Origin of the sequence: Paenibacillus pasadenensis (genome assembly GCF_002864175.1) — a bacterium.
GTDB lineage: Bacteria > Bacillota > Bacilli > Paenibacillales > Paenibacillaceae > Paenibacillus_O > Paenibacillus_O pasadenensis.
Genome location: NZ_NFEZ01000003.1, coordinates 819,868 through 839,010, shown reverse-complemented (window position 1 = coordinate 839,010; position 19,143 = coordinate 819,868). Strand labels below are relative to the sequence as shown.

Here is a 19,143-nt window from a genome sequence, read left to right as displayed (position 1 = left end):
CTGCCCGAGGCGGGTAAGCCGGATTGGATCGGCGAAGCTTAAGCTTTGTATCCTTAGTACCGTGGAGGCGGACCGTAATGCTCGGGACGGCGAGGACCGCCTTGGAACGCCGACACGAGGAGCAGCAGCGCGGAGATGACGTGCAGGAAAAAGCCGAGGAACGGAATCCAGCCGAGCAGCGAGGCGGCGAGGCCGGCGGCGCTGCCGTACACGGGCTCGCGATGCGAGAGCGAGACGAACAGCACGATCAGATGGAAGACGAACATGAAGCCGAGGGCGGCATAGCCGCTGGAGATGACGAACAGGCCGCCGAGGATCGGGATGGCGAGCAGCCCCTCGCAGATGCCGCTGATGAGCCGCAGCGCTTTGGACAAAGACATGGACAAAACCTCCTGGTGGATGGACGTTGCCGGCAACCGTCCGTTTGAGCCAACATACGAAGCATCGGCAGCGAAGTTTCAGGGCTGAAGCTTTTTGCGAAAAAATCCGTGCTTCGGTCCAGCGTCTGCGGCCTGGCGGCCCCGTCCGGGGTCCAGTCGGGATCGGCCGGAGGGTGTGGTAAACTAAGGCGACAGATGGCGTCAAGCATCGGAAGGAATGGTCAAGGAGGAAGGCTCAATGTATCGCATCACGATCGTCGAGGACGACGACAAGATCGCCCGCCTGCTCGGAGAGGCGCTGGAGCGCTACGGCTTCCAGCCGCAGCGGGCGCAGCGGATGAAGGAGCTGACGCTCGACTTCGAGGAGCAGACGCCTCATCTCGTGCTGATGGACATCAATCTGCCGTACTTCGACGGCTTTTATTGGTGCAGGCAGTTCCGCCAGCGCTCCACGGCTCCGGTCATCTTCATCTCGGCCCGCTCGGGGGAAATGGATCAGGTGATGGCGATCGAGAACGGCGGGGACGACTTCGTCACGAAGCCGATCCATCTCGACCTGCTGATCGCCAAGATCAAAAGCGCGCTGCGGCGCAGCTACGGCGAGTATGCCGCCGCGCCGCTCGAGCCGGAGAGCGGCTCCGGCCTGACGGCGCCGGCCGGCGACGAGGCGGGCCGCGCTTCGTCCGCAGGCGGCTTCGAGCTGCGCTGCGGAGAGCTGCGGCTGGACGTAAGCCGGAGCCTGCTGCTCTGGCGCGAGCAGGCCGCGCAGCTGAGCCGCAACGAGCGGCTGCTCGCCGAGGCGCTGCTCGAGGCGGACGGCGCGATCGTCTCGCGCGACCGGCTGCTGGAAAGCCTGTGGGACGATACGTCATTCGTCGACGACAATACGCTGACCGTCAACGTGACCCGCCTGCGCCGCAAGCTGGAGGAGCTCGGGCTCGGCGGCGTGCTGGAGACGCATCGCGGGCAGGGCTATCGGCTGAACGACGCCGAGCTGGCCGCCGGACCGGATGGGGGTAGCCGATGATGCCGCTCGACATCGTCCTGCAAGCGGTCGGCAGCCCCGGTCGGCCGCTGCCCGCTGCAAGGAGGCTCCGATGAGCCGCAAAAATGGAGGCGCAAGCGCAGCCGGAAGCAGCTCCGACCGCCGCCTGCGGCGCACGCTGCTGGCGCTCGGCCTCTACGCGCGCGGGCAGCTCGCCGCAGCGGCCGTGCTGGCGCTTGCGCTCGGCGCCGGATCGGTCATCTGGTATCTGGAGCGTACCGGCATCGGCCAGAGGATGGACTGGAGCAATCTGCTCTATTTTTGGCTGCTGTCCGCCGCCGTCGGGGCGACGGCCTTCGGCATCGGCTTCCTCCGCCAGCGCAGCTATCTCGATGCCCTGCTGCGCCTGTCGGAAGCTCCCGGCTGGCGTCCGCTGCAAGGCGCGGCGACGGCGGAGCAGCGCCAGACGGCGCGCATGCTCGAAGGTCTGAGCCGCCTCGCGCAGGACCGGCTGCAGGCGCATGACCGCGAGCGGGAGCTGCATCGGCATTTTGTCTACCAGTGGGTGCATCATATGAAGACGCCGGTCTCGGTCATCGACCTGATCGCGCAGAGCCAGGCTGCCAAAGCAGGGCTCGGGCAGGACGAGCTGCGCGAGCTGACGGACAGCCTGCGCGAGGAGACGGACCGCCTGGCGCGCGGCCTGGAGCAGATGCTGCATACGGCGAGGCTGGAGGAATTCGCGCTTGATCTGCATCCCCGGCGCGTCGCGCTGCATGAGGCCGCCCGCGAGGCGGTCAACCAGCACAAGCGGCTGTTGATCGCGGCGGGCGTCTATCCGCGCATTGAGGGCGAGGCCTGGGCCGAGACCGACGGCAAGTGGGTGCTGTTCCTGCTCGTCCAGCTCGTCGGCAACGCGGTCAAGTATTCCAAGCCGAAGCCCGGCTCCAAGCGGCTCGACATCGCGATCGGCGCCGGCGAGGACGGCGCCGCCTGGATCGAGGTGGCCGACGAGGGCATCGGCATTCCGGCGCAGGACGTGCCGCGGGTGTTCGATCCTTTTTTCACCGGGGAAAACGGCAGGCGGACCGAGGAGTCGACCGGCATGGGGCTCTATCTGTGCCGTCAGGTAGCGGCCAAGCTCGGCTTGACGCTCGAGCTGCGATCGGAGGAAGGGCGGGGCACGACGGTCCGCATCGGCTTCGAAGGCCGCGCCATCCACAACCTGACAAGATTGTAAGCTTCCGTGTAAGGTCGATCGATGGGTGGCGTTCCTTGGTCCGGGTATACTGGAGTCATTCGATAGACGAAACCGGGAGGACGACATCGCATGGACGTATTGGAAGTAAAAGCGTTAGGCAAAATCTACAGCACCAAAGGAGAGGTCAGCTACAAGGCGCTTGACGGCATCGACATGACCGTGCAGACGGGCGAGTTCGTCGGCGTCATGGGCCCGTCGGGCAGCGGCAAGACGACGCTGCTCAACCTGCTCGCGACAATCGACAAGCCGACCTCGGGCAGCATCTCGGTGCGCGGCATCGACCCGTCGGGGCTGAGCGACCGCAAGCTGGCGCTGTTCCGGCGCCGGGAGCTCGGCTTCGTGTTCCAGGACTTCAACCTGCTGGACACGCTCAGCCTCAAGGAGAACATCGCGCTGCCGCTCGTGCTCGAGGGCAAGTCGCCGGCGCAGATCGAGCGGGCGCTGCAGCCGGTGGCGTCGCTGCTCGGCATCGCCGCCATCCTCGAAAAGCGGCCGTACGAGGTGTCCGGCGGCCAGAAGCAGCGCGCCGCGATCGCGCGGGCGATCATTCACGAGCCGTCGCTGCTGCTCGCCGACGAGCTGACGGGCAACCTCGACTCCAAGGCGGCCAAGGACGTCATGGAGTCGCTCAAGGATCTCAACGAGCGGCTCGGCGCGACGGTGCTGATGGTGACGCATGATCCGTTCAGCGCGAGCTACTGCAAGCGGATCATGTTCATCAAGGACGGACGGTTCTTCTCGGAGATCCGCCGCGGAGACAATCGCCAGGCGTTTTTCCAGCAGATTCTGGATTCGCTGAGCGTGCTGGGAGGGAATTTCGATGACGTTCCGTTCGCTCGCGCTTAACAATATCCGCGGCAATTGGCGTTCGTACGCGGCCTTTTTCCTCAGCAGCGTCTTCTCCGTCCTCATCTTTTATCTGTACGCCTCGTTCGTGCTGCATCCCGATGTCGTGAACGGCAAGATCGAGCAGGCGCAAGGGGTGAAGAAAATGATGGAGGTCTGCATGTACCTTATCCTCATTTTCTCGTTCTTCTTCGTCCTCTACTCCAGCTCGGCGTTCGTCAAGACGCGCAAGAAGGAGTTCGGCCTGCTGACGCTGTTCGGCACGACGCGCGGCCAGCTGCGCAAGATGGTCGTGTACGAAAGCCTCGCCGTCGCCGCATTGTCGATCGCGGCAGGCCTCGGCCTCGGCATCCTGCTGAGCAAGCTGTTTATCCTGACGCTCGGCGTGCTGATCGGCACCGACGTGCCGATCCGCTTCCTCGTGCCGGGCCGGGCCGTGCTGCTGACGGCAGGCGGCTTCCTGCTGCTGTTCTTCGTCATCTCGCTGCTGAGCGCGCTGCGCGTCGGGCGGTCGGAGATCATCGACCTGCTGGGCGAGGGACGGCGCCCGAAGCGGCCGCCGGCCTTTTCGCCGGGGCTGTCGGCGCTCGCCGCGCTCTCGCTCGGCGCCGGCTACGCCATGGCGGCGATGACGACGGTGCAGACGTTCATGATGCTGGCGCTGCCGATCATCGGATTCACGGTGCTCGGGACGTATTTCCTCTACACGCAGCTGAGCGTAGCCGTCATCCGCCTGCTGCAGCGGCGCAAAAGCTTCTACTATAAGGGCACCAATCTGCTGTCCATCTCGCAGCTGGCGTTCCGCATCAAGGACAATGCCCGCATCCTGTTCGTCGTGACGGTGCTGGGCGCGATCGTCATGAGCGCGGCCAGTACGGTGTATGTATTCCAAAAGCTGCAGCGCGACCAAATTCTCGAGCATACGCCGTATACGGTCGGATATGTGGAGCAGGGTCCGGGCCATTCGGTCATGGACCCGGATCAGGCGGCCGCGCTGCTGGAGCAGGACGGCGGCTCCGTAACCGAGCGCTCCGAGGTGAAGGGACTGCATGCGAGCGGTCTGGTCGGAGCCGCGTTCCGCGACGACCGTCCGGGCGACGCGATGGTCGTCGCGCTCAGCGACTACAATCGCGAGGCCGAGCGGGTCGGCTTGCCGAAGCGGAGCCTGGACGGCGACGCCGGCTTTCTCGTCGAGCCCTTCCGCAGCATGCAGGAGAAGGGCAAGCCCGAGGGCGAGCTGCTTGGACGGATCGGCGACGAGCCGCTGCGGCTGAAGCTGGACGAGTCCGCGTACGGCGCCGCGCTGAGCCCGATCGCCCAGGCGTCCTGGCTGCTCGTCGTGTCCGATCGGCAGATGGAGCGGTGGACCGCCGCGGCTCCGGCCTCCGCCAAGCTGGCGTTCTACGGCTTCGAGCTGGCCGATTGGGAGCATCGCCTGGCCGATGTGAAGCGCTTCGACGAGGCGCTGACGCCGGCAGCCAAGGAGCAGGCGCAGACGTACCGCGTCTCCAGCTATATCGAGATGCGGCAGTCGATCGGCCTGACCGTATTCATCGGCCTGTTCATCAGCGTGCTGTTCTTCATCGCCTCGGGGAGCCTGCTGTACTTCAAGCTGTTCACCGAGCTGCAGGAGGACCGCAGCCAGTTCCGCGCCTTGAACCGGATCGGCCTGACGTCCGGCGAGCTGCGCCGCACGGTCGGCGTGCAGGTGGGGCTGCTCTACCTCGTGCCGTGCCTCGTCGGCATCGTGCACAGCCTGTTTGCGATGCAAGCGCTCGGCACGCTGATCGGGCGGCCGGTATGGATGTACGGCCTCGTCGTCATGGGCGTCTATATTTTGATGCAGGCGGCCTATTGCCTGATCTCCTGGACGACGTACACCCGCAGCATCGTACGGGATTCCCGGGTCTGACGGGCGACTTAAGAATCGGCCGGAGCCCCTGCCCGCGGCGCGGGCGCGGCGGATGAATCTCCAGTCAAAAAAGCTCCTTTCGGAACCCGGTTCCGAAAGGAGCTTTTGGTCGTGCCGGCTCGCTGGCGTCAAGCCTCGATCAGTCTTCGCGCCGCTTGCGAGAGAGCAGCAGGAACGAGCCGCCGAGGATGAGGACCAGCGCAGCATACGGATAATAGCTGTCCAGGCTGGCGGTCAGCGCGCTGATGGAAAAGACGGCGCCGAACAGCAGGCTCAGCACGATCAGGATGTTGATCGGAATGAGCAGCCACCGGTTGCGTCCGCCGAACCAGTAGAGCTCCCAGAGGCCGAGCGCGACGGCCAGGATGAAGCCGGGCCAGATCGAGCCCCAGTTGTCCAGCAGCATGGCGAACTGGCTGACAAGGCCGGCGCCGAGCAGGATCCCGCCGGGGACGAGCAGGCCGACCCCTCTGCGATTGAGCATGGAGAAGTACATCCAGTGGAAGAAGATGCCGAGCGGAATGACGAACAAGCTTGGCCAGAAGTGGCCGAAAATTTGCGCGGGCCCGATCCGGGCTCCCTGCTGGAGCATGAGATAGGCTCCGAGCAGGACGAGGACGGCGCCGAGCACGGCCTTGGCATGACGATTCATGGGAGATCCACCTTTCCTGATCCGATTCTTCGATGCCTCTACTTTATCAGCCCCTGCGGCATTTGTCCTCCATCCCGAGACGGAGCTCCTCCGGACGATAGGCCGAGACCGTTGAAGGACGATCGCCTGATCGCATTCGCCGGGAAACAGGGCGGTTCGGCCGCGGACAATCATCCAAGAGAACGGACGCCCGAAAGCATAGAATAGAGTAGAAGAAGAAAGGAGATCAAGAGGATGAACGAAGAGATTCGCTTGGAGGCGGCGCCTGCTCCCGATGCCGCCGCCGCGCTCCCCGCTCCCGCCGAGCCGGTCCCTGCCGCCGCGGCCGAGCCGCTGCATGCGCATGCCCCTGCCGAGGAAGGGGCGGCAGACGCCGAGGAAGAGCTCGCCTATGTGCAGAAGGTGCTGTCCAAGCCGTTTCCGAAAGGAGGCGCGAGCGGACGCATGCTCGCTAGCAAATGGGCGAAGACAGCCGCGCTGCTCGGCCATCCGTCGATCGCGCCGCATATTCCGCCGACCCGCCTCTATTCCGAAGCGGCGCTGAAAAGCATGCTCGACCAGCATGGGATGGTCGTCATCAAGCCGGTGCGCGGCACCGGAGGGCTCGGCGTCATCAAAATCAGCCGCGTGGACGGCGGCTACAGCTATTCGTCCGGCTCCAGCACGAAGCGGGCTTCGTCGATCGGCTCGCTGCATCTGGCGTTGAAGCCGCTGCAGAAGGGACGCTCCTACCTGATCCAGAAGGGCATCCATCTGGCGACGGTCGGAGGCCGTCCGATCGACTACCGCGTCAAGTACGTCAAGAACGGAGCCCGCTGGGAAATCCGCTCGATGGTCGGCCGCGTCGCCCGCTCGGGGCTGTTCGTCACGAATCTGTGCCGGGGCGGCAGCCAGCTGACGGCGTCGCAAGGCATCGGCCGCTCGCTGCCGGGAGCGAGCATCCGCGGCAAGAAGCAGGAGATGAGGCGCTTGACGAGGCTGTCGGCGGCGGTGCTGGAGTCCAAGTTCCCGGGCATCGGGCAGCTTGGCTTCGACTATGGCCTGGACCGGAGCGGCAAGATTTGGATTTTCGAGGTGAATACCCGTCCGAAGTAATCAAGGAAGAAATATCCATAAAACTTATTTATCGCTATTCCCGCGTATTCAGCTGTGTATAACTCTATCCACATCCTTCCCCTGATTTTTCCTCGTAATTCCCGTTCTACTCACATATTGTGCACATCTTGTCCACGAGAGACTGTGGATATTCGAACGCTTGTTCCTCGATTTCCGCTCATGCTAAGATTGGGAAGCACATCCAATCCGCAGCGGAAGGAGGCTGGTAAGATGGAGCTGTTGTCTGACGAATTGCTGATCGAAACCTACTTCAGCGCGGTTCAATTCAATCTGGACATGGAATTCATCAAGCTGCTCGCAAGCGAGATCAAGCGCAGACAACTGAACCCGGAAATGATTCGACTAGGAGCCTGAAGCCCGAACGTGACGCCTGACAAAGAGGCCGCTACGGAGCAGCCGTAGGGCCAGCCGGAACCGCCCTACCCCAGCGTAAGCGGAACGCCGGCATCGCTGCTGTGCGAACAGACGGTACAATACAGCCTGTGCATGCAAACCGGTACCACCTGCCGCTCTTTTTCGGGAGCGAGCATCGACACGGCCGCGGCCGGCCCGTAAGGGGCGTACGGACCCGCCAGATCCTGTTCGGGGCCGCAGTCGAGCAGCGGCTCCAGGCAGCGAGGGCAGTCCGCCTCAAGCAGTCGAATGCCATTGCATACGGGACACATCATGAAAAGGGCATCCTCCCTCGGCATTGAAGTCGAGGTGTAGGATGCCCTTTGGCCGCTTCAGCTAGTCGAATCCGTCCGGCGGCGGCGCACCGCGGAGCCCGGGGGGCTCCGGGCGAGAGGCGGGAAATCCGCGGCTACAGCTTGAGGTTGCTGCTATGTCCGGGAGACAGCTTGGCGGTCGGATCGAGATACACCTTGGCGTTGTTGATCGCCGTAGGCGCCTCGCCGAAGCCGACGGCGATCAGCTTGAGCTTGCCGGGGTAGGTCGTAATGTCTCCTGCGGCGAAGATGCCGGGGATCGACGTTTCCATGCGGGTGTCGACGACGATGCTGCCTCCTTCGATGGCGAGGCCCCACTCCGCGATCGGGCCGAGCGAGGAGACGAAGCCGAAGTTGACGATGACGTCGTCGACGTCCAGCGTCTGTTCCTCGCCGGTCTTGGCGTGGGCGAGCGTGACCTTCTCGACGTACACCTCGCCCTCCAGCCGCGCGATCTCCATCGGCACGAGCACCTCTACGCTCGACGCCCGCAGCTTCTCGACGCTATGCTCATGGGCCCGGAACTTGTCGCGGCGGTGGATGAGCGTCACGCTCTCCGCGATCGGCTCCAGCATGAGCGCCCAGTCGACGGCGGAATCTCCGCCGCCGCTGATGAGCACCTTGCGGCCCTTGAACTGCAGCAGGTCGGTGACGAAATAATGGAGGCCCCGGCTCTCGTAGGCCGCCGCCTCCGGCAGCTCCAGCCGGCGCGGCTCGAACGCGCCGACTCCCGCCGTAATGATGACCGCGCGGGCGAGATGCGCGCCCTTGTCGGTGCGGATCTCGAATTCCCGCTCGCCGTGCTTGATCAGAGCGGTCACCTTTTCCTCCAGGCAGATCTCCGGATTGAAATGGTCCATCTGCCGCCGCAGCGAGTCGACGAGTTCCTGCGCCGTCACCTTGGGAAAGCCGGCGACGTCGTAGATGTACTTCTCGGGATAAAGGGCGGCGAGCTGTCCGCCGAGCTGCGGCATGCTCTCGATCAGCTTCACGGAAGCCTGCCTCATGCCGCCGTAAAAGGCGGCGAACATGCCTGCGGGTCCTCCGCCGATGATCGCGATGTCGACCGGCTCCACTTTCACGTCTGTCATTGCCTCGCACCTCCAGATCGTGTTCCTTTCCCTTCCATTATACGTCTCGGAAGCGCGCGTAGAAAGCGCGCCTTCCTTGCGGCCTTTGTACGTTCTTCTAATATTTTTCGTAGGAATTCACCTTGAAGTGGCTCTTGCGGATTTGTTATCATGGCTTGAGTATAAATAAAGGGATTAGAGATGGATGGGAAGGGACGCACCATATGAGCAATATACCAAAGATCGTCATCTTGGGAGCCGGCTATGGCGGCATTCTGACCGCCCTCAAGCTGCAGAAGCAGCTCAACTACAACGAAGCCGACGTCACCTTGGTGAACAAGCATGATTACCACTATATCACGACCCATTTGCATATGCCTGCCGCCGGCACGGACAATCCGGAGAACGCCCGCGTCAACATCTCCAAGCTGATCGACGAGTTCAAGATCGACTTCGTCAAGTCCACCGTCGTGCAGATCCGCACGCAGGACAAGAAGGTCATCCTCGAGGACGGCACGCTGTCCTACGACTATCTCGTCATCGGCCTCGGCGGCGAGCCGGAGACGTTCGGCATCCCGGGCTTGGCGGAGCATGCGATGAGCATTCGCAGCATCAACTCGGTGCGTCTGATCCGCGAGCATATTGAATATCAGTTCGCCCGCTACAAGCGCGAGCCGCATCGCACCGACTACCTGACGTTCGTCGTCGGCGGAGCGGGCTTCACCGGCATCGAGTTCGTCGGCGAGCTGGCTGACCGCATCCCGCAGCTGTGCCGCGCCTTCGACGTCGACCGCTCGCTCGTCAAGCTGTACAACATCGAGGCGGCGCCGAGCGCGCTGCCGGGCTTCGATCCGGAGCTCGTCCAGTACGGCATGGACGTGCTCACCAAGAAGGGCGTCATCTTCCGCATCGGCACCGCGATCAAGGAATGCTCGCCGGACGGCGTCATCGTCGGCGACGGCGAGGAGATCCGCTCCAAGACCGTCATCTGGACGGGCGGCATCCGCGGCAGCCGCCTCATCGAGGAGGCCGGCTTCGAGACGATGCGCGGACGCGTCAAGGTCGACGACTACCTGCGCGCGCCGAGCCACGAGAACATCTACATCATCGGCGACAACTCGCTGATGTTCAACGAAGAAGGGCGTCCATACCCGCCGACCGCCCAGATCGCGATGCAGCAGGGCGTCACCTGCGCCCATAATCTCGTCGCGGCGATCCGCAGCCAGCCGCTCAAGACGTTCGCCTTCAGCAACAAGGGCACGGTCGCCTCGCTCGGCAAGGGCGAGGGCATCGGCGTCGCCTTCGGCAAGAAGTATCTGGGCCGCAAGGCCGCCTGGCTCAAGAAGCTGATCGATCTGCGCTACCTGTTCATCATCGGCGGCATCCCGCTCGTGCTGCGCAAAGGGAAGTTCTTCTAATGCGGCACTGCAGCGTCCAGGTGCGCGGCCTGCTGACCCGCGAGGAGCTTGACCGCTACAACGCGCTGATGGAGGTCGGCTCCTACCTGGAGTCGCAGAGCCGCCACGATCTGGCGTATGCGATCCAGCAGGAGGTCGACCGGCTGATCGTGCCGGGCATCGAGCGGCTCAAGGAAAAGGGCCGCCAGCGCGACCGCGACACGGAGGCGTATCTGAGCGCCAAGCGCGAGGCGGCCGATTCGGACGAGGACGAAGACGAGGACTAGAACCAGGGCCGCCCCCAGGCGGGTGAAAAATGGAACGCGAAATGAAGGACGGCGAAGCTTTCGCCGTCCTTTTTGGGCATTTTTCCAAAGGAAAAACGGCGGCTGGCGCTCGGCGAAGCGGAATCGTAGAATCGGACCTCATCCTCGTAATATAACCCATAACGTTCCTGTTTTTATCCTTATATAATGGGCCAATAGCGCGGCTTTGACTACAACTGCTCTGGGGGCGGGCCCGATGATGCATCGTCTGTACAAGCTGAATCTGAAGCAGCAATTCGTCCTGTTTTTTGTTTTGTTGATCGTGCTGCCCATCCTGCTCGCCTACTGGCTGGTCTCCGTGAAGGTGACCTCGGTGACGGAGAAGCAAATGGGCGATACGCTGTTCCAGCTGGCGAAGACGAGCCATCTCACGCTGGACGAGGTGATCGCCTCGGTGGACGGCACCTCGGAGAAGCTGCTGATCTCGCCGGAAATCAGACGGCTGCTGGACGCGCCCGTGTACACGGATTACGACCGGCTCAAGGAATATTTGGCTCTGGATCAGCTGCTCATGAACTACTCGTCGCCGAACGCGATCAATTATTCCGTCTGCATCCCCGATCTGGCGATGCGATATACGTTCGCGCCGACGTCGGACGTGAAGCCGAACGGAGTGTTCTTCTCCTGCGATACGCTGCCCGGCGGCTGGTTCCAGGATGCGGTGAACGGACGGGGCTCCGGCATCATTCGCATTCTGGTCAAGCCTGGCGACAATGCGAGCAGCGAGAAGACGGCCGCCTACGTGCGGGGCATGACGAGCGCTCACGACAAGGACCGGCCGGCAGCCGTGCTCGTCATCACGGGCTTGAACAGCCTGCTCCAAAAAAATATCCAGTCGCTGCGCATCCCGAGCGGCGGCCAGATCGTGCTCCTCGACAAGTCCAATACGATTTTGGCCGACAATGCCGAAAATCTCGCGGTCGGCGATGTCCTGTCCGTGCCGGCGTCGGTGAGCGGCGCCGAGCAGGGCGTCATTTTGGAGCGGAACGGGCGCGATTCCTGGATGTACGCCTTCCACAGCAGCGCGGACAGCAAGACGAAGCTGCTGTTCAAGATTCCGCGCCAATCCATCGTCGGCGAGCACGAAGGGATCCGGCAGCTGTTCAATACGCTGATGATCGCCTATTTCATCCTCCTGCTGCTCGCCAGCCTTTATTTCATCCGTCATATTTTAAGTCCGCTGTCGCGATTGACGCGGCTGACGCGGTCGTTCGAGCCGGGACGGACGCTCGGCAACGACATACGGGTCGACCGCCATGACGAGATCGGGATGCTCCACCAGTCCTTTATCGAGATGACCAAAAGGCTCAACCAGACCGTTCACGACAAGTACGTCCTGGAGCTGAAGCATAAGGAATCGGAGCTTGCCTTATTGCATTCCCAAATCAATCCCCATCTGCTCTACAACACGCTGGAATCGATCCACTGGCGGATCCGGCTGGAGGGCGGCGAAGAATCGGCGGAGATGGTCCGCGATCTGTCGCTGCTCATGCGCATCGGCCTGAGCCGGGGGGAGAGCCTCATTACGGTCGAGGAGGAGCTCCGGCATGTCGAGGCGTACATCCGCCTGCAGCTGAAGCGGTATGAGTACGGGTTCGTCGTCCACTGGGACATCGAGGAGGAGACGAAGGCCGTTCGGATTCCGAAGGTCATCCTCCAGCCGCTGGTGGAGAACGCGATCCTTCACGGCATCCGCAAAATGGGCAGCGACGGCCGCCTGAGCATCTCGCTGCGGATCAAAGCAGGCGACCTGCAGATCGCGATCGCCGACAACGGCTACCGCGCGGCCGACATTTCCAAGCTCCATGCGATTTTAGAAGGCAAGCTGCCCCAGCAAGGGTACGGCATCACGAACGTGCACCGTCGCATCCGGCTTCATTTCGGAGACGGCTATGGCCTCTCCTACAAGGAGGTGGCCTCGGGCGGCACGCAGGCCGTCATGGTGATGCCGCTCCATCCGGCCGACTGAGCGCGCGGCCCGCCTCGGGACCGAAAAGCGTAATTTTACACCTCACGCCCGTTAGATCGCACCTCGAAGGGAAGGCCGGTCCTACCCTACAATAAAGGTGCAAGCAAATATAGGGAATGCGAGGGGTTAGACCATGAATAAAGGGAAAAGCAAACGCGCGCTGGCGTACGGAGGCATGGCGATGTTCGTGCTCTTGGCCGGATGCGGCGGCAATGCGAACACCGAAAACACGAAAACGAATTCGAACGCGAGCGCAAACGCGCCGACGGAAAATGCGGCTGCGAACGTGCAGGAGGAAGCGCCGCCTGCCGAAAAGGTGAGCATCGTCGCCTACGCGTACCCGCCGGACAAAACCGCGGAAAACGCCGCGCTCGACGCCCGGATCAAACGGTTCACGGAGAAAAATCCGAATGTCTCCATCACGCCGAAATACTGGAAATACGAGAACTCGGAAATCGCGATCAAGATGGCGTCGAACAGCGCGCAGACCGAATTCACGACATGGGCGACGGAAGGCAAGCTGCTGACCGACAAGAAGTGGATCGCCGATCTGAGCGACTACATGGCGAGCTGGCCGTATGCGAAGGACTTGAACGCGTTCGCTACGAAGCCTTTCGTCATCGAGGGCAAGACGTACGGCATTCCGATCGATGCCTACGGCATGACGATTACCGTCAACAAAAAAATCTTCGAAGACAAAGGCGTGCCGCTGCCGCCGATGGATTGGACGATGGAGGAATTCATCGAAGCGGCGAAATCCGTGAACGATCCGGCTAAAGGCATCGCGGGCTTCATCCCGATGGGCAAGGGCACGGAGGCCGGCTGGAACTGGACGAACTTCCTCTACACGGCAGGCGGCGACATTCAGACCGTGGCGGACGGCAAGGTGACGGCGGCGTTCAACAGCGAAGCCGGACTGAAAGCGCTTCAATTCTACAATGACCTGAAGGTCGCGGGCGTCATTCCGAAGCAATGGGCGCTCGGCTACGGCGACGCGCTGGCGATGTTCAACCAAGGACGCGGCGCGATGGTCATGTGCGGCAGCGGCAACGCGCTGGATGGCGCGATCAACCAGGGCGGCATCAGCAAGGACGACGTCCTGATCTATCCGATTCCTTCCGTCTCCAAAGGCGGCAAGCATATCGGCGTGGCCGGCGGCAACTACAAGGTCATCAACGGCCTGGCCGACAAGGCGCAGCAGAAGGCCGCGTTCGACTTCGTCGTCGACGAGTACTTCACGCAAGAGTACCTGGACGCGATCGATCAGCAGATCGTCGACCAGAAATCCAAAAACCAAGTGTACGTTCCGCAGCTGATCAACTACTGGAACGACGACTCCGAATACGGCAAGAAGTATCAAGCGGTTCTGGATAAGCATGACAACGTCTATAAATATTCCCCTGAGCTGATCCAGCTGATGGAATCGAAGCCGGAAGCGACGTACGAGACGCAGGCCTACTATGCCGAGATGGCGAACGTCATCCAGAAAGTGCTGATCAGCAAAGGCGATCTGGATCTGCAGAAGCTGCTCGACGACGCGGCGGCCAAGGTGCAGAAGGAAAACTTCGATAAAGTCAAGGTTCAATAAGACCGGCAGGCAAGGGGGACCGAGCGGACAAAGTTCGGCGTCCCCCTTTTCGATTGCCCGCACGGGCGATTGCGGCGGAAAGGAAGGAGAAGGGATATGGCGATGCAAGTTCAACCGCAGGCGCCGGCGAAGGCGGATGCGCCCCTTGCCCATGCGAGCCTGGGCAGGCGAATGAAAAAATACGCGTGGGGAAGCTTGTTTCTGCTGCCGGCGGTACTGATTTTCTTGTTGTTCCTGTGGGTTCCGATCGCCAAAGGGATCGGGTACAGCTTCTATCAGGTCGATTTCGTCAATGGCAATACGTTTGTCGGATTGCAGAATTATCAAGAAGTGCTCGGAAATCCCGACTTTTATACGGCAATCAAAAACACGCTGTATTACATGGGGCTGGCGCTCGTCATCGGCTTCTGGGTGCCGATCGCGATGGCGATCGGGGTGTCGGAGCTGAAATGGTTCCGAGGTCCGGCGCGCATCATCGGCTATTTGCCGAGCATCATCCCGGCCATCGTGCTTTACGGCATGTGGCAATGGTTTTACGATCCGATCGGCCCGATCAACACATTCCTGAATTTCTTGGGCTTGCCGAGCTTTGACTTCTACAGCAAAGAACACGCCATGTTCTCGCTCGTCATCTTGGAAACCTGGCAAAATTTCGGGAGCGCGACATTGATCTATATCGCAGGGCTGTCCGCCATTCCGAAGGACATGTACGAGGCGGCCGAGCTGGACGGCGCCGGCGTATGGGGACGGATCCGGTACGTGACCTTGCCGGGCATCAAAAATCTCATCCTGCTGCTGCTCGTGCTGCAGCTGATCTCCACCTCGCAAGCGTTCCAATCCCAGCTGATCATGTTCGGCGGCGGCCCGGACAACGGCACGCTGACCTATCTGCTGCTGACGACGCGCGAAGCGTTCACGTACTTCAACTTCGGCAAGGCGAGCGCGATGGGCGTCTTGATGTTTGTGTTCCTCGTCGTCTTCTCGCTGCTTACGATCAAGCTCAGAAAAGGAGATGATGCCGCATGAAGGCCGAGCAGGAGCGGGCGATCATGTCCCGCTATGATTTTCGCAAGCCGGCCGTCCGGGCAATCTACGGCTTCGTCGTGCTGGCGATCGCGCTCATCTCGGTGTCGATGCTGTACCCGTTCGTCAATACCGTGCTCAACTCGCTCAAGTCGACGCAGGAGTTTTTCGAGTTTCCCGCGCCGTTTTTCCCGAGCGAGTGGCACTGGAGCAATTACAAGGAATCGTTCGGCTACCTGAACATCCCGATGCATTTCAAAAACACCTTGCTCATCTTCGTCGGCAACACCGTCTTCTCGCTGGTCGTCCTCGGCTTGGCCGCTTACGGCTTGTCGCATATGCAGGTGCCGTTCAAAAAAGCGGTGACGCTCTACTTCATGTGCACCCTGCTCATTCCGGCCGCGTCGTACTTGATCCCGAACTTCTTGAACCTGAAGGATCTGGACCTCTTGAACCGATACTGGGCGTTCTGGCTGCCGGCAGGCGCCAATGCCTTTTATCTCATGCTGCTCAAAAACTTCTTCGACGGCATCCACAAGGAAATGCTGGAGGCGGCCCGCATCGACGGCGCTTCCGAGCTGCGGAGCTTCGCGATGATCGCCGTTCCGCTGTCCATGCCGATCCTCATCACGATCACGATGCTCGGATTCTCCACGACCTGGAACGACTTCTACTGGTCCAGCCTCGTCATGCAGGAGGACATGCAGCCGCTCGCCGCGGCGATCTATACCAAAATCATTTATGCCGGCTCCACGATCAACTGGAACGTGCGGTTCGCAATTCTGTCGATGACGCTGCTGCCGCCGGCGGTCATCTTCCTGTTCTTCCAAAAGTATATCGTCGGCGGCTTGAGCGCCGGCGCCGTCAAAGGATGAAAAGCGGGCCTGGCCTCGCATAAAAAAGCCGCTTCCCAAGAGGGAGCGGCTTCATCTTTTGGCGGGCGCGGATCTTACACCTGGAGCAGCTTGACCAGCTTGTCCGCATCGAGCCGATTGCCGACGTAGAAGTCGCCGAAATCGCCGTAGCGGGCGCTCACTTCGTCGAAGCGCATCTCGTACACGAGCTTCTTGAACTGCAGCGCGTCCTCCGCGAACAGCGTCACGCCCCACTCCCAGTTGTCGAAGCCGACGGAGCCGCTGATGATCTGCTTGACCTTGCCGGCGTACTGACGGCCGATCATGCCGTGGCTGCGCATCATCGCGCGGCGCTCGTCCATGCTCAGCATGTACCAGTTGTCGCCGCCGTCGCGGCGCTTGTTCATCGGGTAGAAGCAGATGTGGCGGGCCTTCGGCAGCGTCGGCTTGAGGCGCGCGACGATGTCGGGATTGGACATCGGGTCCTCGCCCGGCTTGCTCATGTAGTTCGACAGCTCGACGATGCTGACGTACGAATACGCCGGCTTCGTGAACGCGGCGAGCGGGCTCTTGTTGAAGCTGGTCTCGAGCTCATTCAGCTCCTCGAGCGTCTCGCGCAGGTGCATGAGCACGAAGTCCGCCTTCTGGCCGACGATGGCGTAGAACGCCGTGCTGCCCTGGCGCTGCTCCTCCTGGGCGCTCCAATCGGCGAGCATCGACTGGATCGCGTCCAGCGCGGCGGCTCGCTCTCCTTCTCCGGCCTGCTTCCAGGCTTGCCAGTCGATCGTGCGGAAATCATGGAGGACGTACCAGCCCTCCAGCGTTTGTGCGGCATCACTCATCGTTGCATGGCTCCTTCCTTCATTAAAGGGAGCGGCGTACGCTCCCGAATTTCGCTCGTAGATCCATTCCCCATTGTAGCCGATCCACCCGTCTTCGTCGAGCCGGACGGCCTTTTGCAAATTGACTTGCCAGGGGGCTTGGCATAAACTGAAAAGGAACGCTAGCCGAAGGGATGATTGGCCGCATGCTTCAAATCGTGATTGCGATGGTGTTGTTTTTTGTCATGATGTTCGGGATCGGCTTCATTCTCAACATGCTGATGAAGACGACTTGGTTCCCCATCTATCTGTTCGTCATCGTGCTGGTGCCGCTTTACATATGGTCGACCTGGGATCACGCCGCTACCTTCAGCGCCAACCTGGCGGAGTTCACCTTCATCGACTGGCTGCCCGTCGTCGCGGCGCTTGTCGGCGCCTACGTGAGCGGCTACGCCATCCGCGCCCTGCGGATCGGCGGCTACAAGATGTTCTAGGGCGCAGGCCGGACAGGCGGCCCGCTTTTCCAGACGGTTCCACCGGAGCCGCGGGAGGAGCGGGCCGTCCTCTTTTTCGGCGACGCCTCCGGGAGACGCAAATGGCAAAAGGAGGCCGCCGCTTTCTCGTGGCGAATGCTGTCGGATGCGGCCGCTCTATGATAAACTGATAGGACGAAAAACGGATTTGAACGGAGGAGAGGCACGCCCATGCGCATCGGAAGCAAGCTGGCTTTTACCGAGCATCACCGGTTCTGCGTCTACCGGGGCTTCGCGCTGAGCCCGCTCGACCAGCGGATGCTCGCGCTCATCTATCAGCCGATGACCGGCGGAGCGGCCTCTTCTCTGTATCAGCTCCTGTACCATCAAGTGGACGAGGGCTACAGCGGCTACTCTCCGATGGACGCGCAGCGCAGGCTGTTCCTCGGGCTCGGGCTCGATCCGAGCGAATCGGGACGCCGCGAGCTCATGCGCTGCGCCTCCGTGCTGGAGGCGCTCGGCCTGCTGACGACCTGCCGGCTGTTCCTGCCGGGGCAGGAGGAGGTCGTCTACGAGTACGAGCTGCATGCGCCGCTGTCTCCGGCGGAGTTTTTCCGCAGCCAGCATCTCAGCATGCTGCTGCGCGACAAGGTCGGCAAGTACGGCGTCGTCGCGCTCCAGGAGACGCTGCTGCGGCGAGAGCCGGACGAGCTGGCGCAGCATGAGCTGCAGAGGGAGAATATCTCGATGCCGTTCTACGAGCTGTTCCGCCTGAGCGCCGCCGTGGACGCCGAGCTGGAGCAGGCGCTGGAGGAGTCCGCGCCTCTCCGGCAGCCGCCGGAGCCTGTCGCCCAGCCGGGAGCGGGCATCGAGTACGGCGACATTCTGTACCGCTTCCCCCGCGGCTCGCTCAACCGGCCGTTCGTGGAGCGGATGCGCGGGGACAAGGACGCGCTCGCCCAGCTCAACTACATCGCCTACAAATACGAGCTCGGTCCGGCGGATCTATGCCGCCTGCTCGACGAGGAGGACGCCTTCGACCGGCGCGGCGGCATCCAGACCGACGCGCTGCAGCTCAAGGCGGCCCAGCTGCATCGGCAGGACCGCAAGCGCGAGGAGGAGCGGCGCGCCGCCGGGTCGCGCCTGCAGGAGGAGGCCGACGCCGAGCTGCCGGAGCAGGGCGTGCAGGCCGAGCATTACTTGCCGGTGCCGTCCCAGCTGACGGGACGCTGCGACATCCAGCAATACAACATGCTCATGCGCAACGAGCCGCATACCCGCTTCCTGAAGCGTTTCTTCCCCGGAGCGGTGCCGGACTGGATCGAGCGGCAGTTCGAGCGCATCGACCTGCACTATCGGCTGCCGGCCCCGGTCATCAACGTGCTCGTGCATTATGTGTTCGGCATGAAGGGCTCGGCGCGGGTGACCAAGACGTTCATCGAGGCGGTCGCTTCGAACATGCTCGTGCAGCAGGTCGACGAGTTCGAAAAGGCGGTGCTGTACGTGCGCAGCCAGACCGAGCTCGAGCGCAGCAAGGAGGCGGCCGAAGCCTCAGGCGCGGCCAAGCCGGCAGGACGCGCCGCCGCCGGAGCGAGAAGCGCGGGCGGGTATCGGCGCGGAGCCGGCCAGCCGCGCAAGCCGGTGCTGCCGGTCGTCGGCGACGATGCCGCGCCGGAGCCGGAGATCAGCGATGAGGAGCTGGAGGAGATGCGCAAGCTCGCGCGCAAGCTCGACGGGCGCTAGCGCAACGAGCCGATCCGAAC

The 19,143-nt window shown here is 62.3% G+C and carries 18 protein-coding genes; 14 read left to right on the top strand and 4 right to left on the bottom strand.

Annotated features, from left to right (window positions below):
- Positions 1–53: 53 nt before the first annotated feature.
- Complete coding sequence (locus tag B8V81_RS07215) at positions 54–380, bottom strand: hypothetical protein (RefSeq protein WP_028600534.1); 327 nt, start codon at positions 378–380, stop codon at positions 54–56.
- Between the two features lie 238 nt (positions 381–618).
- On the opposite strand from B8V81_RS07215, the gene B8V81_RS07210 reads away from it, so the two are divergent.
- From B8V81_RS07210 to B8V81_RS07195, 4 genes are all read left to right on the top strand, one after another.
- Positions 619–1,407, top strand: coding sequence for a response regulator transcription factor (locus B8V81_RS07210; protein WP_052333611.1), 789 nt, complete (start codon positions 619–621; stop codon positions 1,405–1,407).
- 70 nt (positions 1,408–1,477) lie between these two features.
- On the top strand, positions 1,478–2,605 hold the full coding sequence (locus B8V81_RS07205; protein WP_052333612.1) for a sensor histidine kinase: 1,128 nt from the start codon (positions 1,478–1,480) through the stop codon (positions 2,603–2,605).
- A 90-nt stretch (positions 2,606–2,695) separates the two neighbouring features.
- Positions 2,696–3,472, top strand: a complete 777-nt coding sequence (locus B8V81_RS07200; protein WP_028600536.1) for an ABC transporter ATP-binding protein — start codon at positions 2,696–2,698, stop codon at positions 3,470–3,472.
- Positions 3,447–5,384: an ABC transporter permease gene (locus B8V81_RS07195; protein WP_101808044.1), complete on the top strand. Its 1,938-nt coding sequence runs from the start codon at positions 3,447–3,449 to the stop codon at positions 5,382–5,384. Before B8V81_RS07200 ends, B8V81_RS07195 begins: the two co-directional genes overlap by 26 nt.
- A gap of 139 nt (positions 5,385–5,523) precedes the next feature.
- Here the strand turns inward: B8V81_RS07195 and B8V81_RS07190 are convergent, their stop codons facing one another.
- On the bottom strand, positions 5,524–6,036 hold the full coding sequence (locus B8V81_RS07190; RefSeq protein ID WP_028600538.1) for a hypothetical protein: 513 nt from the start codon (positions 6,034–6,036) through the stop codon (positions 5,524–5,526).
- A 444-nt stretch (positions 6,037–6,480) separates the two neighbouring features.
- Between B8V81_RS07190 and B8V81_RS07185 the strand changes: the two genes are divergently transcribed.
- Both B8V81_RS07185 and sda read left to right on the top strand, forming a co-directional pair.
- Entirely contained in the window at positions 6,481–7,131 is a 651-nt protein-coding gene (locus tag B8V81_RS07185) for a YheC/YheD family protein (RefSeq protein WP_028600539.1), read from the top strand.
- Between the two features lie 231 nt (positions 7,132–7,362).
- Entirely contained in the window at positions 7,363–7,506 is a 144-nt protein-coding gene (sda, locus tag B8V81_RS07180; RefSeq protein WP_043111940.1) for a sporulation histidine kinase inhibitor Sda, read from the top strand.
- Between the two features lie 448 nt (positions 7,507–7,954).
- On the opposite strand, the gene B8V81_RS07170 is transcribed toward sda, so the two are convergent.
- On the bottom strand, positions 7,955–8,950 hold the full coding sequence (locus B8V81_RS07170) for an NAD(P)/FAD-dependent oxidoreductase (protein WP_101808043.1): 996 nt from the start codon (positions 8,948–8,950) through the stop codon (positions 7,955–7,957).
- Between the two features lie 203 nt (positions 8,951–9,153).
- Here B8V81_RS07170 and B8V81_RS07165 point away from each other — a divergent pair, with 203 nt between their 5' ends.
- The 6 genes from B8V81_RS07165 to B8V81_RS07140 all read left to right on the top strand — a co-directional run bounded on the left by B8V81_RS07165 (position 9,154) and on the right by B8V81_RS07140 (position 16,107).
- Complete coding sequence (locus tag B8V81_RS07165; RefSeq protein ID WP_101808042.1) at positions 9,154–10,347, top strand: NAD(P)/FAD-dependent oxidoreductase; 1,194 nt, start codon at positions 9,154–9,156, stop codon at positions 10,345–10,347.
- Complete coding sequence (locus tag B8V81_RS07160) at positions 10,347–10,613, top strand: hypothetical protein (RefSeq protein WP_101808041.1); 267 nt, start codon at positions 10,347–10,349, stop codon at positions 10,611–10,613. Before B8V81_RS07165 ends, B8V81_RS07160 begins: the two co-directional genes overlap by 1 nt.
- A gap of 235 nt (positions 10,614–10,848) precedes the next feature.
- Positions 10,849–12,621, top strand: coding sequence for a cache domain-containing sensor histidine kinase (locus B8V81_RS07155; protein WP_101808040.1), 1,773 nt, complete (start codon positions 10,849–10,851; stop codon positions 12,619–12,621).
- A gap of 133 nt (positions 12,622–12,754) precedes the next feature.
- The gene (locus tag B8V81_RS07150; protein WP_052333613.1) at positions 12,755–14,209 is read left to right on the top strand and encodes an ABC transporter substrate-binding protein; all 1,455 of its coding nucleotides are present in this window, start codon (positions 12,755–12,757) and stop codon (positions 14,207–14,209) included.
- A gap of 102 nt (positions 14,210–14,311) precedes the next feature.
- Complete coding sequence (locus tag B8V81_RS07145; RefSeq protein WP_228551651.1) at positions 14,312–15,235, top strand: carbohydrate ABC transporter permease; 924 nt, start codon at positions 14,312–14,314, stop codon at positions 15,233–15,235.
- Positions 15,232–16,107: a carbohydrate ABC transporter permease gene (locus B8V81_RS07140; protein WP_028600546.1), complete on the top strand. Its 876-nt coding sequence runs from the start codon at positions 15,232–15,234 to the stop codon at positions 16,105–16,107. Before B8V81_RS07145 ends, B8V81_RS07140 begins: the two co-directional genes overlap by 4 nt.
- 74 nt (positions 16,108–16,181) lie before the next feature.
- On the opposite strand, the gene hemQ is transcribed toward B8V81_RS07140, so the two are convergent.
- Positions 16,182–16,928: a hydrogen peroxide-dependent heme synthase gene (gene hemQ, locus B8V81_RS07135; protein ID WP_028600547.1), complete on the bottom strand. Its 747-nt coding sequence runs from the start codon at positions 16,926–16,928 to the stop codon at positions 16,182–16,184.
- Between the two features lie 185 nt (positions 16,929–17,113).
- On the opposite strand from hemQ, the gene B8V81_RS07130 reads away from it, so the two are divergent.
- Together B8V81_RS07130 and B8V81_RS07125 are read left to right on the top strand one after the other, a co-directional pair.
- Positions 17,114–17,401 carry a YuiB family protein gene (locus B8V81_RS07130; protein ID WP_028600548.1) on the top strand — a complete coding sequence of 96 codons (288 nt, stop codon included), beginning with the start codon at positions 17,114–17,116 and terminating at the stop codon, positions 17,399–17,401.
- Positions 17,402–17,611: 210 nt separating this feature from the next.
- Positions 17,612–19,123 (top strand): replication initiation and membrane attachment family protein, encoded by a 1,512-nt coding sequence (locus B8V81_RS07125; protein WP_101808039.1) that lies wholly within the window; start codon positions 17,612–17,614, stop codon positions 19,121–19,123.
- Positions 19,124–19,143 lie beyond the last annotated feature (20 nt).

Coding starts and splice junctions, on each gene's coding strand:
- B8V81_RS07190 (WP_028600538.1), bottom strand. CDS start 6,036: ATGAATCGTCATGCCAAGGCCGTGCTCGGCGCCGTCCTCGTCCTGCTC.
- B8V81_RS07130 (WP_028600548.1), top strand. CDS start 17,114: ATGCTTCAAATCGTGATTGCGATGGTGTTGTTTTTTGTCATGATGTTC.
- B8V81_RS07140 (WP_028600546.1), top strand. CDS start 15,232: ATGAAGGCCGAGCAGGAGCGGGCGATCATGTCCCGCTATGATTTTCGC.
- B8V81_RS07160 (WP_101808041.1), top strand. CDS start 10,347: ATGCGGCACTGCAGCGTCCAGGTGCGCGGCCTGCTGACCCGCGAGGAG.
- B8V81_RS07155 (WP_101808040.1), top strand. CDS start 10,849: ATGATGCATCGTCTGTACAAGCTGAATCTGAAGCAGCAATTCGTCCTG.
- B8V81_RS07125 (WP_101808039.1), top strand. CDS start 17,612: ATGCGCATCGGAAGCAAGCTGGCTTTTACCGAGCATCACCGGTTCTGC.
- B8V81_RS07170 (WP_101808043.1), bottom strand. CDS start 8,950: ATGACAGACGTGAAAGTGGAGCCGGTCGACATCGCGATCATCGGCGGA.
- B8V81_RS07150 (WP_052333613.1), top strand. CDS start 12,755: ATGAATAAAGGGAAAAGCAAACGCGCGCTGGCGTACGGAGGCATGGCG.
- B8V81_RS07210 (WP_052333611.1), top strand. CDS start 619: ATGTATCGCATCACGATCGTCGAGGACGACGACAAGATCGCCCGCCTG.
- B8V81_RS07200 (WP_028600536.1), top strand. CDS start 2,696: ATGGACGTATTGGAAGTAAAAGCGTTAGGCAAAATCTACAGCACCAAA.
- B8V81_RS07215 (WP_028600534.1), bottom strand. CDS start 380: ATGTCTTTGTCCAAAGCGCTGCGGCTCATCAGCGGCATCTGCGAGGGG.
- B8V81_RS07165 (WP_101808042.1), top strand. CDS start 9,154: ATGAGCAATATACCAAAGATCGTCATCTTGGGAGCCGGCTATGGCGGC.
- B8V81_RS07195 (WP_101808044.1), top strand. CDS start 3,447: ATGACGTTCCGTTCGCTCGCGCTTAACAATATCCGCGGCAATTGGCGT.
- B8V81_RS07205 (WP_052333612.1), top strand. CDS start 1,478: ATGAGCCGCAAAAATGGAGGCGCAAGCGCAGCCGGAAGCAGCTCCGAC.
- sda (WP_043111940.1), top strand. CDS start 7,363: ATGGAGCTGTTGTCTGACGAATTGCTGATCGAAACCTACTTCAGCGCG.
- B8V81_RS07145 (WP_228551651.1), top strand. CDS start 14,312: ATGCAAGTTCAACCGCAGGCGCCGGCGAAGGCGGATGCGCCCCTTGCC.
- hemQ (WP_028600547.1), bottom strand. CDS start 16,928: ATGAGTGATGCCGCACAAACGCTGGAGGGCTGGTACGTCCTCCATGAT.
- B8V81_RS07185 (WP_028600539.1), top strand. CDS start 6,481: ATGCTCGCTAGCAAATGGGCGAAGACAGCCGCGCTGCTCGGCCATCCG.